Raw genomic sequence first — 18,444 nt, forward strand, 5'->3', positions numbered from 1 at the left:
CTATCATTTAATCACAAAAACCGGATTTTTTTTGAAGAAATCTAAATTCAATCAAGGGATTCATAATGCTGTTCATAGGTATCGCGAAACTCTTTGGGGGTCAAGCCATTTAACTTCTTAAACATCTTCGAAAAATAGTTGGTATTGTTGTAACCAATACGATCGCCGATCTCACTGATCGTGGCTTTCGAATGAAGCAGCAGCTGTTGGGCTTGCTTGATGCGCACCAGATTGACGTACTGATTAAAGCTCATTTCCGTTTCTTTCTTAAAGAGTTGCCCCAAATAAACAACGCTAACGTGCAGTTCTTCTGCCGCTGATTTGACCGTCAAATCATGAGTGTAGCCTTCTTCAATCAGCTGGATCGTCTTTTGAACGATCTCTGAATAACGTTTTTGCGGCGGCTGCGATTTGGCCAGCTCCAACACATCATCAAAAAGTTGCCGCAAATCTGCCAATGTATTGGACTCGCGAATCCGTGCCAAAATCTGCTCATGGTTTTCTTGGGAAAGCACCGGCAGTTGCCGATAAATATCATTGAACAACAAAAAAGAAACATAGCGAACATGTTCAGGGTCTGCTTGGGTTTGTTCCAAAATAGCGAACATTTTATCTAGCTCATGTTGGATTGTTTTAACATCCCCGATGGTCAGCGCTTTGTTAAAAGATAGAAACGGTAGTTCTTCGTTTCGCTCTAATATATCCACGTGGATCGTCTGTTCTTGTAAAAACAGATCTGGATAGAAGGCTTGCAACGATTGAACCTGCTTGATTTTCTCATAGGCTTTATACAAATTCTCCCACTCGTTGATGGTTTCGCTCATGATCAACTGCCAGTCTTTACTATTAAGCTGCTGGGCTAGTGCTTTTAAGTCAGCGTTGATTTGCTGTCTTGGTCCGGCTGCGGTAATGATCACTTGGTTTTCATCTAATCGCCCTGGTAAGATCAATGGCTGATCGTGTTGCTGAAAAAACGTCGTGATTTTTTGTAAGATCTCGGCAGTCCCATTGAACTGCAAAACGGTAAAGGGGGCTGCTAGCGGCACCCTCTGTTGCGCCAGCAAATGGAGGTACTCGCTTTCGTTCAATTCATCATTCAACCAAAGCAGCAGGCTTGATTCTTGATAAAGTTCTTTTTCTGCCAACAGTTTTTGCTGCTCCTCTAACTCAGCTGCAATCGCTTGAACACTGCTACGCAGTTCTTCTTTGTTAACAGGTTTGACAAGATAATTACGTACACCTAACGCCATGCCTTGTTTGACAAAGGCAAACTCTTGATAACCAGATAGAATGATCGAAAAAAATCGATTCCCAAACGCTTGCGCTTGGCGGATCATATCGATGCCGTTCATTTCTGGCATCCGAATATCCGTGATCAGCAAATCAACGGAATGTTCTTGTAGATACTCTAGGGCCTCACTAGCACTTTTCGCTGTATGCACCACCTCAAAGCCCAGCTCTTGCCAAGGCAAGATCATTTGCAGCCCTTGCAAGATCATATATTCATCATCAACGAACATTGCTTTATACATCTGCCTCATGCCCCCTTTGCAAATTGTTTTCATCTAGACGGATCTTGACCGTAAACCCAGCGGCTGCTTGAGACGTAACGTCCATTTGATAAGCGCCATTGAACATGCCCCGCAACCGTTCGTGAACATTTTTGATCCCGATTGAGGTTTGGGCTCCGATCTCCTGATTTTGCAATTCTTCATGAATCATTCCTAACTGCTGCGGATCTGCGCCTTTGCCGTTGTCTTTGACTTCAATCACGATTTGACCGGCTTCTTTATAAGCTTTGATACTGATGGCGTTATCATTGCGCTGATAATCGATGCCGTGAACAAAATAGTTTTCGACAAGTGGCTGCAGTGTGAACTTCGGCAATTCCAACTGTTCTAATGCCGGATCGATGGTTACATGATAGGCGATCTTATCTGGGTAGCGCATCTGAAACAAGTAGACATATTTTTCACAAAAATCGATTTCTTCTTTTAAGGTCTTCGTCTTTTCTTGCGTCGTGTTGTTCCGCAATAGTGCCGAAAAAGCATAGACGACATCCGCCAGCTCTTCTTGGTTGCGGCTCAAGGCATACATTCGAATGTATTCTAATGTGTTATAGAGAAAATGCGGATTGATCTGGGCTTGCAGCGCCCGCATGTCGGCATCCCGTTGTTTGATCTCTAGCGTGTAAATATCTTTGATGTACTCGTTGATACTGTAGGTCATTTGATTGATGGCTTCTGCGATTTCTTTCAGCTCTTGTTGGACATTGGCGGTATCGATCCGTTTGTCAAAATTCCCTTGGCTGACTTCTTTCGTCGCATAGACGATCTGCTGTACTTGCGATGTATAGCGCTTAAAGGTGCGATGAAGCACCCATAGGACTAATAAGAGAATCCCGATCCCGAAACTAAAGATCCAGATGGCACTAGAAAAAATATCACGCCAGATCACCCTTTTTGACAACAAAACCAGGGACACTTCTCCGCTGACAGTGGTTTGTTTTTTGATATAAAAGTCTTTCGAAAGAGTGTCGTGAATGGTTCCGTGAGCAACCGCCTGATCTATTTTAGCTAAAGTTTCCTTGCTGAGGTTCGTGGCATCCTTGTAAAGGCGCTGACCATTTGAGGTAAACAAAAAACTGTTGATTCCATGAACTTGGTTGTCTTCTTGTCGATTGGCTAAAACATCGTCTGAACGAAAGATCACGTAGACTTGTCCTAAGGGCTGGGCATAATTACTTGGTTGGGCGATCGAACGAACAAAAAACAGACGATTTTTTAAATCAATCTGTTTGCCGCTGTGTTTTTCTCCATAAGGTGTATCCGGCGTTGCCACTAATGTCTCATTGCTTTCATCCAATTGAATGATGATCTCTTCGATACTAGGATGATTACGAATCAAACGATAGAGAATATTGGGCAAGTAAACACTTTGTCCCGTCTGGCGAAAAATATCATTACTATAGGAAAAATAATCTGGCAATGAAAGCTGCAAATAGTTGCGTAATGATTCAAAGGCGGTATCTGAACTAGTAAATTCGCCAAGTACCGTTGAAACAACGGTATTTTGATCTTGCACGTAAGCATCCAGCTGCAAGCTTGTGCTCTCCACTAAACGTTCACTCGTAGTAAAACGATCCGCTCCGGTATAAGCGGTCAGGACCAACATAATAATGATGGAGATGATCACCAAGAGTACACTGTACAGCTGCATCAACTGATTGATCAAAAAATCATGTTTGAACAAACGAAAACGCCACTTAGTCATGTGCCAAATCCCGATCAATGACGTTTTTTTCCTGACTGATCGCCACATGGCACCATAAAATCAGTAAGCTGAATGTTCCAAAGAGCAAGAGCCCTTTCATCATCCAAGTAAAAACTAGAATACTAGCGATCCCAACCAGCAATTTTAGAAAGGTCGCCATATGAAGAAACAGACACACAAAGGACAATTTCAGGTTATTCCACAAGGATATCTCATAAGACGTGTCAAAAACCACACTTAACAGGTACAGTAAAACACTCAATCCACTGACAACAACTAAAACAAAAGAGATCATCAACCAAATCAAGCCTTGGATCTGGGTAGCTAAATACAGGTTATACACTAAGAACCCTGTCAGTAGGAAGAACAGATAAAACTGCTTATTGGCCTTGACAAAGACGTTGCGCCAAATGCGCCATGCGCTACGAAAACTTTGATTCTCATAATTTAGTCCATCTTCGTGGATCAAAGCACTGATGGTATGAAACGCTGGACCAATCCCTAAGATTCCCCCACCGGCAAGCGTCAATACGACAAAAAACAAATTCAACTTCACGATCGCCCAAATCAAGCGAAAGCCCTTGACCAACCCGCTATTTGCTGTTTCTTCCATTTAAAATTCCTCCCTTATTTGTTCCCTACCGAAAATGTAGCATGATTCCAGCTTCCTACTCAAGCTACCTGAGAATCTTTTAATGCTATGTACGTTTTAGATGCAACATGCTTGCTGTTTGAACGTTAAAAACAAAAGTAACGTTTTTATCAAAGATTTTGCTATTTACTTTAAAAGAAAAAGCAGCCAAAAGCTAGACGTGGGAACCATTGGTCCTGATGCGTTTAGCCTCCGGCTTGCTTGATCTATTGATTTATGAGAACCACCTGTTACTTATTCTTGGCTTGCGCGGTACTCATCAAATTGTTTTTGCATTTCATCGCGGACCTTCTCCCAGCCAGCGGTTTTTAATTCTTCGTTTAGTTTCGGAACATTTTCTTCTGGATCGATCGTTCCGGTTGCTAAACTTGCTTTGTAACGGTTCATGACATTGGCGATATTCGTGATTTCTGTTTTCACATTATCAGTCTTGAAGTTGAACCCTAATATTGGTGATGCTTCCGCGTTAGCAATGTTTTCATCACGCTCTTTGATCATATCGTCTGTGATGGATTCTTGTGTGTAAAGGATCATGTTGTTCCCAGTGTTCCAAGCAGCCATCCGGGTATTTGGCAAGTAGCCATCAAGGAGACGGATTTTGTTGTCTTGGCCTTCGATTTTTTCCCATGCTTCACCTTCGACACCCCAAACCAATCCATTCAACAATTCAGGATCGCTGTTCAACAAGCCCAACACTTCCACTGCTTTTTCTTTGTTTTTCGAAACATTCGCTACGACAAAGTTTGCCATTTGCGCTTGTCCGGTTGATTTTAATTGTTTCGTGATTGGACGTGAAACCAATTCATGACCTGCGGCATTGCTTAAGATCGTATCACCGTAATCCATTGGTCCTTGGGTTTCTTCACGCATGAACCATGTGTTGCCTTCTAATGGGTAACCAGTTGTATTGGTGGCTGCATCGGTTGGGATCAAGCCTTCGTTGTACCATTTGTGCATCAATTTCAAGTTTTCCATTTGTTCATCATCTTCGTATTGATTGATGATCTTCGTTGTATCGCCATCCAATTTGACAGCAAATGGGTAATCTTTCCCAATCACATAATCATAGTTTCCAGAAACATTAAAGGTTTGTCCGATCGCAAACGGTGCGATGTTTGGTTCTTCTTCTTTGAACTTCTTCAACACGTCTTCGGCATCTGCATAAGATTCGATCCCGCTGATATCCAAATCATATTTGTCTAAATATTGTTTATTGAAGGTCAAGACTTGTTGGGCATAAATATTGCCGTTGACTGGAAAGGCATATAATTTTCCGTCGATCGTATTGCCTTTGATATAAGATTCGTCTAATTGATCATACGCTTCTTTGGCATATTTTGGTGCTAACTCCGTCAAATCTGCATACGCGCCTTTTTGCGCATTGGCAACATAGTTTGAGGCAAAAGAAATATCGTAGTTTTCACCCGATGAAATGATGGTGCTCATTTTTTGATCCCAGTCTCCCCAGCCGATGTACTGCAGATCGATGCGAGCGTTGGTTTTTTCTTCAATGCGTTTATTAGCGATCTCCATTAATTGATCAAAGTTTTCTGGCTTGTCCCCGACTTGATACATCAATAAAGTCGTTACGCCGTCTGCATTGTTCTCTGAATCGGATGTTGCGCCGTTCGACCCACAGGCAGCCATTCCCAAAGTTGCCGCTGCGGCCATCCCAGCAAAAGCTGTTTTTTTCCACAAATTCATTTTTGTTTCCTCCCTATACTCATTTGATTATTCTTTGACGCCACCAATTGTCAGACCACCGACAAAATACCGTTGGAAGAATGGATAGGTGATCGCAATCGGTAAGGTTGCAACAACAACGATTGCCATGCGAGCAGTTTCGCTTGGCAAAGCGGCCAAACCACCTTGGATCTGGGCAGCCATACCAGAGCTTTTGGCTAGATAGTCCAAGTTACTTTGAATCCGCATCAAAAGTGCTTGTAACGGCACTAAAGAGTCTTTTTGAATATACAACAATGCATTGAACCAGTCGTTCCAATAGCCAAGAGCGGCAAATAGACTGATCGTTGCGATCCCTGGAACCGCTAAGGGCAACACGATGGACAGAAAAATCTTCATTTCGCTGGCACCGTCGATGCGCGCAGATTCTATAATACTATCTGGTACCGTCTTTTTAAAGAAGGTCCGCATAACAAGGATATTAAAAGGCCCTAAGGCAAGGGGTAAAATCAACGCCCAAATCGTGTCTTTCAATTGGATCAAGTTGACCATCACTAAGTAATTGGCAACCATCCCTGGCGCAAACAACATGGTGATCAAAGCAAAGATCGTAAAGAACCGACGGAATGGAAAATTTGAGCGAGAGATGACATAGGCATATAGTGAAGTCATCGTTGCATTGACGAAGGTACCAAAAACAGTGATAAAAATAGATACGCCAAATGCTTGGAAAATTTTGCTGCTCATTTGTCCGCTAAACAGGTAGGTATATGCTGCGAACGAAAATTCTTGTGGCCAAAAGCGATAGCCGTTTTCTGCCAAAGAGGTTTCACTGGTCAATGAGATCGCGATCACAAAGAGAAACGGCAAGACACAGGAAATCGCGAACAGACCGATCACGATATTAAAAATCAGGTTGACCGTTGGGTTAAAGGAGCGGATCTCGACTTTCGTTACTTTTTTCTTCATTTATCCATCCTCCTTAGAATAATGCTGAATCTGGTTCTAGTTTACGAACAACCAAATTCGCTGTTAGTAATAATAATGCCCCAACCACTGATTGATAAAGGCCGGCAGCTGCGGTCATCCCGAAGTCGCCTGTGGCAGTCAGTCCATTATAAATGTACGTATCTAAAACGGAGGTGACTTGGTACAACGCCCCAGAGTTTCGTGGGACTTGATAGAAAAGTCCGAAGTCGGCACGGAAGATCCCACCGATGTTCAAAATCAACAAGACGGAAATCATTGGAATCAGTTGTGGCAACGTCACATTTTTAATCTGCTGCCATTTGCTGGCGCCATCGACCATCGCGGCTTCGTAATACGTTTGATCGATCCCGACCACTGACGCATAATAGATGATGCTGTTGTAGCCTAAGCTCTTCCAGACATTCATAAAGACGAAAATAAACGGCCACCATTTCGGATCAGCATACCAGTTGATTCCTTCACCGCCCATACCCGTGATCCATTGGTTGATGATCCCTTTGTCTGGACTCAAAAAGGCATAGACAAAGTACGAAATAACCACCCAAGAAAGGAAGTACGGCAACAGTGACATCGTGTGATAAACTTTTACCAAACGCTTATTGCGTAGCTCACTCATTATAATGGCAAAGGCAATCGCAAAGAATAGGTTGAATGCTAAAAATACGATATTGTAGAGTAACGTATTTCTAGTAATCAGCCAAGCATCATTGGATGCAAATAAAAATTTAAAGTTATCAAAGCCGACCCACGGGCTTTGTTTCAAACTGGCAAAAAAGCCGTCTGGTGAAATGTGGAAATCTTTGAACGCCACCACATTTGCGAATACAGGTATATAGAAAAAAAAGATAAACCAGACAACACCTGGCAAAGCCATCAATATTAACGCTTTGTATTGCCAGACATTCCTCCAAAACCCCTTTTTCTTCACATCTCATCATCTCCTTCATGCTACTAGAATAACGCTTTCATCCCTAAAAAATAAGGAACAAACTAAAGATAAAATGAAACAAATTAAAGGTCTTTGTTTATATTTTGTTTTTATTCTCTAAAAACCAAAAAAACGTCCTACCTTTTGCAAGATAGGACGCTTCATTGAGTTGTTTTTTACAAAGGATCAATCGACAAAGCCGTTTTGCTGAATCACTTCGCGGAACCACTCACCTGACTTTTTGATGGTGCGTTTTTGGGTAGCCAAATCAACGGCAATAAACCCGTAACGATTTTTGAATTCATTCAGCCAAGACCAATTATCCATGCAAGTCCACATGTGATACCCGCGGCACCGGCTGCCTTCTTGGATTGCTTGGTGAACATACCGCAAATGATCTTTGATAAAGGTGATGCGGTACTCATCTTGGATCTGACCGCTGGCATCGATAAAGCGTGTTTCATCTTCGACTCCCATGCCGTTTTCTGAAATATAACAAGGGATATTGCCGTAGTTGTCTCGTAGGTTGATCAAGGTATCATAAATGCCTCGTTCATAAATTTCCCAGCCTCGATGGGGATTGATTTTCTTTTCTGGCCAATCATAAACATCGAAGTAATCTTCTGGCATTGGAGTGTCCGCTGTTTTGGCATAACGCTTTTGCTGCACCCGCCGCGGCTGGTAATAGTTGACCCCCAAGAGATCGACCGTGTTTTCTTTAATGATCTGCAAATCTTCTGCTCTGGTTTCTGGCATGATCGCCAACTCGTTTAAGATAGTGATCAATTCTTCCGGAAAGGTGCCTTTGACCGCTGGATCTAAGAAGGAACGGTTGAAAAAGGCATCTGCCAGTTGCGCCGCTTGGCCATCTTTTTCATCATTCGGATCTTTCGGATAGGTCGGTGTCAAATTCAAGATGATGCCGATTTCGCCTGATTGCTGAGACTGACGGAAGCGTTGGATCGCTAAAGCGCTGGCGAGTGCTTCATGGTAGCCGACTTGCACCGCATGTGCCAAGTTGATTTCTGCTGGGTAATGCTGTTGATACAAATACCCCATCTCCACTGGCACGATCGGTTCATTTTGCGTGAACCAATGACGGACTTGATCACCGAACAACTCAAAACACAAAGCGGCATAATCTGCAAATGCTGTGACAGTCTCGCGATTGAGCCAGCCGCCTTCTTTTTGCAGTGCCATCGGCATATCAAAATGATACAAATTGATGAAAGGCTCGATGCCATTTTCGATCAAAGTGGCGAAGTACTCGCGATAAAACGCCACCGCTTGTTGATTGACCGCTCCTCTTCCTTCTGGCAGCAAGCGACTCCACTGGATCGAGGTTCGAAAAGAATTAAAGCCAATCTCTTTCATCAATGCTACATCTTCTGGGTAACGCTGCAGCAGCTGGACGGTATCTTTGGGTCCCCGTTTTTGATAAAAGCGTTCTGGTTCCGTTGCGTACCAATAGTCCCAAATCGAATCGCCTTTGCCATCATCGGCCGTTCGTCCTTCAGTTTGCGGACCGCTGGCAGCGGCTCCCCACCAAAAATCTTTAGGAAAATGCAGGCTAGTCATGGGCAGTCACCTGCTCTTTGCCTAACAAGAGACAGCCGATAATGCCACTTTTGTTCGGCAAGCCCCAAGTGACGATGTAGTCTTCCACTGGTGGTGTCTCCATATAGCCTGCCATCTGTTTCAGGAAGGCTTGTTGGATTTGAGCGAGTAAATGCGGCTGATTCATGACCCCACCGCCTAAAATGATTATCTCAGGTGCTAAAGTTAACGTGATATTGACCAGCGCTTGCCCTAGATAAAAGGCCTGCAACCCCCAAATCTCGTGCGCTTGCGGCAAGTCTTGTCCTTTGATCCCCGTACGTCCTTCCAAAGAAGGCCCTGCGGCTAATCCTTCCAGACAGTCGCCGTGATACGGGCATGTACCAGCATACATATCTTCACTGTGACGTTTGACATAGGTATGACCGATTTCTGGATGACCGATCCCTTCGAAAATCATTCCTTCACGAACGACCCCGGCGCCAATGCCGGTCCCTACCGTCAAATAGACACAGCTGTCTTTGCCTTGTGCCGCTCCTTGGCGTAATTCTCCATAAGCGGCAGCATTGACATCTGTTGTCCAAGCAAATGCTGTCTCTGGGTAGCGCTTCTTCAACGCACCGAGAAAATCGAACTGCTGCCAGCCTTGTTTCGGCGTGGATAGTATGTGGCCATAGGTCGCTTGGGTTGGATCGATCCCGATCGGACCAAAGGAACCGACCCCTAATGACACGAGATCATAGGGATCGAAAAAGGCAAAGATCGCCGCTAACGTTTCCTCTGGCGTTGTCGTTGGGATCGACTCTTGGGCGATGATCGTCAGCTGTTCATCGGCAACGGCACAAATCATTTTTGTGCCGCCGGCTTCAATTCCTCCGTAAACCATCATTTCTCACTCCTTTACTCCAATGGTTCGAATTTCATATGGATGTAATTGCTCATTGACGGACGATGCTTGTTCTTCCTCTAATAGGTTCAACAGACAGAGTGTCGCCTGCTCTTTTTGCACATGAAAGGCAGTGGCTTGATCCGCCAAATTATAGCCCCGCAAAACGATCTGCTGGTCTTGGCGATTGCGTTTTAAGGCGGTGATAGCTACCGTCGTTCCATGAGCTTCCATGTATTGGTTGCTGCTGGCTAGCTTGCCTTGATGCTTGTCGGTCTGGCTTGCCGTCCAAGGAACTTGGGCAGCTTGTGCTTGGCGATACGTTTCATAACGTTCTTCAGGAGCCCCATGACAGGCTACGCCATATTCAAAGGTGTGGCTGCCTAAGCATTGCGCTTCTGGTGTTGGGAAGTAGCCCCAATCGCCTAGCTCTCCCGTACAGCGCAACAAGGTCAAGCAGATCTGATCCTTCACGATTTCATATTCGTTCAAACCAAAATTAGAAACCGTCATGCCGCCTGTTTCATCATGCAAGTTGACAAAGGCGTGTTGATGCTGCGGATTCGTTGGGTTTTCCCAATGACTGGAAACCTGATTCGGCCGTTTTACGACTTCATAAATGCTGTCAGCTTCATGGAAATCCGTGATAATCCCTGTTGGGAATAAAACCCGCAGTCGGTGATCTTTGCTTTGGTTGTTGACGGTGGTTTTAAATGCCAGGCGGTTGCTGGTTCGTTCTAAGCGAATCTCCGTCTCGATCTTGAAAGCAACCAATTCTTGACTCCGCTGTGCTTTACGGAAACGGAAATCGACGACAGCTTTTTGTTCTTCTAACAAACGGTCATCTGCTGAAACAGGAATCTGTAATTCTTGTGTCAGTCGCACAATTCCCACCAGCGGATCGTTTTGTTCGATCGTCACCTGATGCGGAAATTGCGTCGATAAGATTGCTTGATCCCCTTCTGGTTGTTTGAAGATGTACTCATTGGCGATATCCCCCACATCCTCGAAAACCAGTAAATTGCGATACGTTTTTTGGGTTGCTTTGTCTGTAATCGTCAAGCTGCCGTTTTCAGTAATGACGGCTTCCAAATGTGCGTTGGCAAGTTTACGCCCTCCTTCTGAAACGATCGGTGCGCTCTCTACTGGCGTAGCGGCTTTTTCCACTAGGGCAAAGGTCTGCCATGAAAATTCCGGCAACTGGTTTGCTTCTACTTGAACCGTGACAAAGCGTTTCATGAAAGGAATCCGAAAGGCATCTTTAGGCAATTCATAGTCAAAAAGGACCTCTTCTTCACTGATGATCGCAGCAACAGGTTTCCCCTGTTCATCGATCACCGAATAAGAACCTTTTGGCTTCGCCAATAATTCGTGGTAAAGCTTGCTTGGCAATCCTTCACGGAATGTTTTACGCTCAAGTTCGATCACGACTTCCACTAAACCAGAACGGGTGCTGCCAGTGGTGTTGAAGACCACAAAGGGACGACTCTCCTCAGGAAACCTGCTCGTGTCGATGGCGGCTACTAAATTGCGTAACGCTTCATCTGCCACGAACTTACCAATTTCATTGGCTTTTTCAAACCGCGGCATCATTTCTCGGTGTACTTCGTCCACTGAACAGCCGCAGATACTGTCGTGAGGATGATTTTGCATCAGTGTTTTCCACGCATGATCCAACATATCGTGAGGATAGCTGCCGCTTGCTTCATAAGCCATAGTTGCTAATGGTTCAGCGACATTTTCTAATTGGCGGGAAACCTTTGTATTCCATTGTTTCAGATAGACTCGGGAAGAGGCGGTATTGGCTAGAGTATACCAACCATCGGTTTCTTGACTGGTCAATTCACCTGTGACAGTTCCTAGGTCATCTGGCAGATCTGCTTGCACCGCTTCAAGGTATTCGGTAAAGCTGGCGTGTTTGAATTCATACTCTGGGAAAAGCTCGTTAGCTGTACGAATCGCTGCCGAAATGTCTTTTTGGACAGGTTGATGATCGACCCCATTCATCATTAAGTAATGATTGGTGGCACCAAATTTCTCTACATCTTGCAGTTTTTGTGTCCAAAAAGCTTTGGCTTCTGCTTTATCCACTGGAATCTCATTGCCATTGGAGTACCAGTTGGCAAAAAGTAGACCAAAGATTTGACTGCCATCTGGACCTTCCCAATGCATTTCAGAATATTGGGAAGTAAATTGATCATCGGGTAAAACTTCGTTGTCAAAGCCGATTGGTTTGACGCCACGTCCAAATGCAGCACTTTCAAGATTGGCTTGCAGCATCATTTGCGGGGTTTGCCCCATATTGCCGAAAGTATCTGGGAAATAACCCAACATAACAGGGGTGCCCCACTTTTTGCTTTCTGCCATTCCAATCAGCATATTACGGGTGTTTGATTCAGCACTTATCAAAAAGTCATCTTGCAAAATATAAAACGGACCGATCTGTAATTTTCCTTGTTTGATGGCCGCTTTGACCGCTTCGCGTTTTTCAGGTCGCACTTCTAAATAGTCATCCAAGATGATCGTCTGCCCATCTAGATGGAAGCTGTGGAACTCAGGGTCATTTTCAATTAACTCTAAAAGATCATCCATCAATTCAACTAGCCGCATGTGATGCTGTTCGTAAGGCATGTACCATTCCCGATCCCAGTGGCTGTGAGAGATGATATAAACTTGTTTCTTCATTGATTTTTACTCCTCGCTGTTTGCGTCGTTGGACTGCTTTTTGTGTCACTCGAACGGTCGTGGGTCGTGCTGCTTATTTTTCCACTCGGATATCGAAATAATCCATGACCAATTCACAAAACATCATGTTCGCCCAAGAGAACCATTCTCTCGTGTATTGCGAAGGATCATCGACATCGAACCCTTCATGCATCAAATTTGTACCCGCATCTGTCGCCACTAACTGATCCAAAATTCGTTTCTTTTCTTCTTTGTCAGTGGTGGTCATGCCTTCCATTGCCATGGCGATCGGCCACACATAATTTTCTGGCGTATGAGAGCTGCCAATGCCTTTAGCGTATTTGCCTTCATAGAAATACGGATTTTCACTGCTTAACAACGTTTTACGGGTCTGAAGATAAAGGGGATCTTCCATACTGCCATACCCCAAGTAAGGGGCAGCGATCAAATTCGGCACGTTGCTGTCATCCATCAGTGTGCCATTGCCGAATCCATCCACTTCATACGCGTAGACTTCTTCGCCAGCTTGATTTTTGGTCAACCCGTATGCTTTAATCCCTGCTTCGATCTCTGCTTGCAATTTTTTCGCTTGTGCCACGATCGCTGTGTCTTCTAAAACCGTCGTAAAGATTTCTTGGATATAGCCTAAGACCACCACCGCAAACATATTGGAGGGAATCAAATAGCCGTATTTGCAGGCATCATCACTTGGTCGAAAACCTGACCAAGTCAAGCCAACGGGTTTCACCGGCGCGCCTTTGCCGTCATGAGTCAAGGTATCTTCTTTTCGCCAGGTATCCCGTTCAAAGCGATACGGGGATTCCTCATGGTTTTGTTCTGTTACAAACACCTCCAAGGCTTTTTTGATGCCTGTTACAAAATCATCATTGAACTGATCTGTTCTGCCTGTGTTTTTATATAGCAGATAGGCCAGTTGGATCGGATAACACAAAGAATCGATCTCATATTTGCGTTCCCAGATCCAATCGTTCATTTCTGTATCGTCTGTTTGGTGGCCAGCGCCATTGGCTGATTCGTTAAAGGCATTTGCGTAAGGATCGATCGTAATATAGTAGAATTGCTTCTTGACCAACCCGCTGATCATACTTGCTAAGTCTTCATCTTCTTTGGCGATCACTAAATACGGACGAACTTGCGCAGTGGAATCTCGCAGCCACATGGCTGGAATATCCCCCGTCAGTAAAAAGGTCGTGCCATCCTCATGACGCTTGACCGTCGTTAATAGTGTATTAGCAAAAGCTGCATTAAAATTTTTCGCCCAATCGGCATGCGTTTCTCCGCATAGATCCGTAATCGTTTCCATAAATGTTGCTACTGAAGTTGGTATTTCTTTATAAACCATTCCATCACCTTCCCTGATTTGATATATCAATTTACGAACCTAGTATATCATGAATCATGTGAATGTCTAGCGCTTTTTCAAAATAATTAAAGGGTTTTCATTTTTATCGGTTTATGGTATGCTAACAAATATGATATATCAAAAGGGGTTTTCTTATGAAACAACCATTATATAAAAAAATTTACTCGGAGCTTCACGAAGCCATCGTTGAAGGGCGATTAGCTCCGGGCAGTCGTGTCCCTACTGAAAAAGAACTATCTGAACAATACCAAGTCAGTCGGATCACCTCTAAAAGAGCCTTGACGGAACTGGAACAAAATCAGCTGATCTATCGCGTGCAAGGCAGCGGCAGCTTTGTCCGAGAATTGAAGGAAAAAAAAGCGACTGGACGAATTTTGTTTGTCTTGCCCTTTGCCAATGATCTCTCTTTAGGAAACTTTACCGAAGGCATTTACCCCGTGATGCAAGAACACGGCTTTGAACTTTTGATGACACCAGTGGATTATTTGGAAAAAACGACGGCAGCTGAGCTGATGCAAGAATTCGACGGCCTGATCTATTACGCCAGCAATACGTTTTCTTACTATGACTTGCTGTTCGAATGTGCTGAAAAACACTTTCCTATCGTGACCTTAGATAAAAAGCTGCATGAGTTTGATTTTCCAGCGGTCATGCCAGATAACTTTCAAGGTGGACAGCTAGCTACGGAGCATTTACTTGCGTTGGGGCATCAACGGATCGCTTATATTTTTGGTGATACCCACCATCCACAATCCGTCCGTCAGCGTTATCTAGGTTACATCGATGCGCTGAAAAAAAACCAAAGAACCTTTCGCACCAAGCTAGACGACGCTACTGCCAGTATCGCAAATGCGCTTGCCTACCTGGAAGAACATCAGGTCACGGCAGCCGTCTGTGAAAATGACTTGATCGCCATCGAATTGATGCGTGCACTGCGTCAAGCAGATTTGCACGTCCCTGCCAACATTTCCCTGGTTGGTTTCGATAATATCCAAGCCGCTGCCCTCGTTGATCCAGCACTAACGACCATCGGGCAGAATTTTGCGGAGATGGGGCGCTTGGCAGGAAACCAAGTGATTGAGAAAATCAACGCTGCGAAGGCAGCACCCCCAGTACCAACGGAGACGACCATCCATTTAGTGGCTGTTTCTTTGATCAAAAGAGAATCAACCCAATTAAAGGAGTGAACCAAGTGAACGTATCAATGATCGACACACGACACGGAACAGACAACCAATATAGTTTTTCCCATGGCAACTGCCTGCCTTATACAGGGGTTCCTTTTGGCATGAACTACTTTGCCCCGCAAACCAGCGATCAACGAGGCAGTTGGTGGTTTCATCCAGAAGATCGAACCTTTCAGGGCTTTCGCATCACCCATCAGCCTAGCCCTTGGATGGGTGATTTCAGCCATCTGACGATGCTGCCGATAAACGGCACGCTTTCTGAAAATACCCTTTTCCATGCGCAAAGCTCGTATCGTCCGGAAGAAAGCACCTTTAATCCAGCCTTTCTTAAAATCAAGACGCAGCGGTATTTAACAACAACGACTTTGATTCCCAGTATGTATGGCGGTGTGCTGTCTATTGAAAACTGCGGGGATCAGCCGGGTCTTGGCTTGTCACTGCCGGGTGACTATGTCTTAGAACAGTTGGATGAACAGACAGTGGCTGGTCAACTGATCGTATTTTCAGGATGCGAAGACGAAAGCTTCACCATCCATTTCGTCTATCGTTTTGAAACACCCATCACGGCGATCGAAGGTGCCTTGACAGGCAAAGAAGCCTTCGTCGTTCTCCGCTTTGATGATTGCCAAACACAGACGATCCGTTTTGCAACCTCGTTTCTCAGTCGCGAACAAGCTTGTTTGAACTTGCAGCGGGAACAGCAATGGGCTCCTGCCGATTATCTGGCTTCTGTCCAACAGCAATGGAATCATTTTTTGCAAAAAATCGAGATCGAGCATCACGATCAAGCACAAGTTTCTACTTTTTATCATAATTTTTATCGCTTATTCTTGTTTCCTCAAACCTTCTTCGAAATCGATCAAGAGGGTCGCAAAGTGCACTGGGATACCTTGGCAAAAGCGATCAAACCAGGACCACTGTACACAAACAACGGCTTTTGGGATACGTATAAAACTGTCTACCCGCTCTTTTCACTCTTGGCTGTCGAACAATTGGAAGACATGCTGGAAGGCTTTTTGAACAGTTATCGCGAAAGCGGCTTTTTACCAAAATGGCTATCACCTGATGAGCGGGGGTTGATGCCCGGGACGCTGATCGATGCCGTGATCGCTGATGCCGCAGTAAAAGGTATCCGTCCCGATTTGATGCCCGAATTTTTAGCAGCGATGAAAAAAGGTGCCACCGTCCAAAGTGAAAATCCCAATTATGGTCGGCGCGGCACGACGGACTATTTGACTTACGGGTATGTGCCATTGACGCATCATGAATCGGTCAATCACACCCTTGATTATTGTTACAGTGATTTTTGTATCTCACAAGTCGCGCAACAGCTGGGTGACGAGCAAGCAGACTATTATCAGCAGCAATCGCAAAATTACCGCAACATTTTCGATCAGGAGACCGGCTTTATGCGGGCAAAAGACCCAGATGGCGCTTTTCGTCCAGAGTTTAGTGACACACGCTGGGGCTTGGATTATGCAGAAGGCAGTGCGTGGCAAAGTAGTTTTGCTGTTTACCATGATTTCGCTGGCTTGATCACTGCACACGGCGGCAAAGCGGCCTTTGAAGCAAAACTGATTGACTTGTGCAATCAAGAACCTCGCTATACGACAGAAGGTTACGGGTTCGAGATCCATGAAATGAGTGAGATGGCCGCACTCGATTTTGGTCAGCTGGCGATCTCCAATCAGCCAAGCTTCCACTATCCGTATCTATTCAGCTATTTGGGCAAACCAGAAATGGCACAGCCCTTGATCAAGCAGCTACTGACACAGTGCTTCAATGACTCACCAAAAGGCTTTCCTGGCGATGAAGACAACGGCAGCATGGCTGGTTGGTACATCTTCAATGCCTTGGGCTTTTATCCAGTCACACCGGGGACAGGCGAATATGTCATTGGCATGCCCTTATTTGATCAAGCAACACTGCATCTTGCTTCAGGCAAAGACTTAGTGATCAAGAGCACGCCCAATGCGCCGCAACAGCTCTTCGTGGATAAAATTACATTGAACGAAGAACCCTTCGAGCGATTATTTTTCACCCACCAAGAATTGACTGCCGGTGGTACATTGAACTTCCAGCTAGGTATCGTCCCTCGCAGCAAAGAGTGGTCAGCCGATGCCTATCCTTATAGCGTCAGTCAACCACATGCATAACGAAAAAACCGCTCCTTAGCAACAGGCAGCAGTCTACTTTCAGTCAATTGAAAGTGCACGCTGTCCCTGCCAGGGAGCGATTTTTTTATTGGTTCATTTGTAGCGGTAACAGACGTTCGATAGTTTTCAGCACGCCATTTTCATCGTTTGATTTGGTCACAAACGCTGCCGCTGCCTTGACTTCCTCAAAGGCATTGCTCATGGCGAAACTAAACGTGCCAGCTGCCATCAACTCCAAATCGTTCAAGCCATCGCCGAAAACCATTGTCTCCTCGGGTGTGACGTGCAGCAATTCTTGCAAGTGTGCCACAGTCGTTCCTTTGTGGACGCCTTGATTGGTGATATCGATCCAAGCGGCTTCCGAAGCCACGATGTACGCTTCATTGGTAAATTCGCTTAACTGTTGGACATGCTCAAAACAACGTAGTTTGGGATCAAAAATAGTGAGCTTCACAAAATCTTCTGTGATAGTTTGATAATCCGCCACCGTTTTGACCACCCGATAAGAGCCACGCACTTTCTGCGCATCCGCTTCATTGGTTGTGTCAGCAATGTACGCCGCAGTCGGTGTACAAGCAATGATCACATGATCTTGCGCAATCGCAGCGAGCTTCGCAATGATCCGCCGCCCTAATTCGTTTGGCAGCAGCGATTCAAAGATGTACTCTCCTTGATGTTTGATGCGGGTCGCGCTATCCCCAAGAATCCAAACATCCGCTGCTGCTTCACCAAACAGTTCTTCCACTCGTTCACACTGTTTGCCGGTACACGCAGCAAAAGCAACACCCGCTTCTTTCATTTGTTGGCTGACTTGTTCATAATAAGGCCGATCAAAACTGCCTTGGCTGTTCAAAAATGTACCGTCTAAATCTGTGATGACTAATTTGATCATACGTTTCTCTTCCCCTCTACCTCGTGTCCTCTTCATTCCAAATCACTTAATTAACATTATTAATTAAGTATACTTATTTTCAAGTTTTCCGTCAAGTCAGTCTTTTAAAAACTTTACATCGTTTCATCCCGTCGGTATACTTAATTAAATCACTTCATTAAGGAGAACATT

At 44.8% G+C, this 18,444-nt stretch carries 13 protein-coding genes; 2 read left to right on the plus strand and 11 right to left on the minus strand.

All coding sequences use genetic code 11. The annotated features are described in order from the left end of the window. Positions 1–47 precede the first annotated feature (47 nt). From CXM95_RS12220 to CXM95_RS12265, 10 genes are all read right to left on the minus strand, one after another. Complete coding sequence (locus CXM95_RS12220) at positions 48–1,532, minus strand: response regulator transcription factor (protein WP_008378952.1); 1,485 nt, start codon at positions 1,530–1,532, stop codon at positions 48–50. Next, positions 1,525–3,273, minus strand: coding sequence for a sensor histidine kinase (locus tag CXM95_RS12225; protein WP_008378953.1), 1,749 nt, complete (start codon positions 3,271–3,273; stop codon positions 1,525–1,527). The genes CXM95_RS12220 and CXM95_RS12225 overlap by 8 nt, the downstream gene beginning before the upstream one ends. Further along, the gene (locus tag CXM95_RS12230) at positions 3,266–3,886 is read right to left on the minus strand and encodes a DUF624 domain-containing protein (protein ID WP_008378954.1); all 621 of its coding nucleotides are present in this window, start codon (positions 3,884–3,886) and stop codon (positions 3,266–3,268) included. The genes CXM95_RS12225 and CXM95_RS12230 overlap by 8 nt, the downstream gene beginning before the upstream one ends. Before the next feature lie 273 nt (positions 3,887–4,159). Further along, positions 4,160–5,629, minus strand: a complete 1,470-nt coding sequence (locus CXM95_RS12235; RefSeq protein ID WP_016613578.1) for an ABC transporter substrate-binding protein — start codon at positions 5,627–5,629, stop codon at positions 4,160–4,162. Between the two features lie 27 nt (positions 5,630–5,656). Further along, entirely contained in the window at positions 5,657–6,577 is a 921-nt protein-coding gene (locus CXM95_RS12240; protein ID WP_005225516.1) for a carbohydrate ABC transporter permease, read from the minus strand. Positions 6,578–6,590: 13 nt separating this feature from the next. Further along, positions 6,591–7,472 carry an ABC transporter permease gene (locus tag CXM95_RS12245; protein WP_086294872.1) on the minus strand — a complete coding sequence of 294 codons (882 nt, stop codon included), beginning with the start codon at positions 7,470–7,472 and terminating at the stop codon, positions 6,591–6,593. 240 nt (positions 7,473–7,712) lie between these two features. Beyond that, positions 7,713–9,104: a glycoside hydrolase family 1 protein gene (locus CXM95_RS12250; RefSeq protein WP_086297138.1), complete on the minus strand. Its 1,392-nt coding sequence runs from the start codon at positions 9,102–9,104 to the stop codon at positions 7,713–7,715. Then, positions 9,097–9,972 (minus strand): ROK family protein, encoded by an 876-nt coding sequence (locus CXM95_RS12255; protein ID WP_086297142.1) that lies wholly within the window; start codon positions 9,970–9,972, stop codon positions 9,097–9,099. Before CXM95_RS12255 ends, CXM95_RS12250 begins: the two co-directional genes overlap by 8 nt. Before the next feature lie 3 nt (positions 9,973–9,975). Further along, complete coding sequence (locus CXM95_RS12260) at positions 9,976–12,654, minus strand: alpha-mannosidase (RefSeq protein WP_016613581.1); 2,679 nt, start codon at positions 12,652–12,654, stop codon at positions 9,976–9,978. A 73-nt stretch (positions 12,655–12,727) separates the two neighbouring features. Beyond that, positions 12,728–14,017 (minus strand): glycoside hydrolase family 125 protein, encoded by a 1,290-nt coding sequence (locus CXM95_RS12265; RefSeq protein ID WP_016613582.1) that lies wholly within the window; start codon positions 14,015–14,017, stop codon positions 12,728–12,730. 155 nt (positions 14,018–14,172) lie between these two features. Here CXM95_RS12265 and CXM95_RS12270 point away from each other — a divergent pair, with 155 nt between their 5' ends. Together CXM95_RS12270 and CXM95_RS12275 are read left to right on the plus strand one after the other, a co-directional pair. Beyond that, positions 14,173–15,225 carry a GntR family transcriptional regulator gene (locus CXM95_RS12270; RefSeq protein WP_086297145.1) on the plus strand — a complete coding sequence of 351 codons (1,053 nt, stop codon included), beginning with the start codon at positions 14,173–14,175 and terminating at the stop codon, positions 15,223–15,225. Between the two features lie 5 nt (positions 15,226–15,230). Next, positions 15,231–17,381 carry a GH92 family glycosyl hydrolase gene (locus CXM95_RS12275; protein ID WP_034872311.1) on the plus strand — a complete coding sequence of 717 codons (2,151 nt, stop codon included), beginning with the start codon at positions 15,231–15,233 and terminating at the stop codon, positions 17,379–17,381. An 85-nt stretch (positions 17,382–17,466) separates the two neighbouring features. Here the strand turns inward: CXM95_RS12275 and CXM95_RS12280 are convergent, their stop codons facing one another. Further along, positions 17,467–18,273 carry a Cof-type HAD-IIB family hydrolase gene (locus tag CXM95_RS12280; RefSeq protein ID WP_034872313.1) on the minus strand — a complete coding sequence of 269 codons (807 nt, stop codon included), beginning with the start codon at positions 18,271–18,273 and terminating at the stop codon, positions 17,467–17,469. Positions 18,274–18,444: the final 171 nt, after the last annotated feature.

It is taken from the genome of Enterococcus sp. CR-Ec1, assembly GCF_002850555.1.
Classification (GTDB): Bacteria; Bacillota; Bacilli; order Lactobacillales; family Enterococcaceae; genus Enterococcus_D; species Enterococcus_D entomosocium.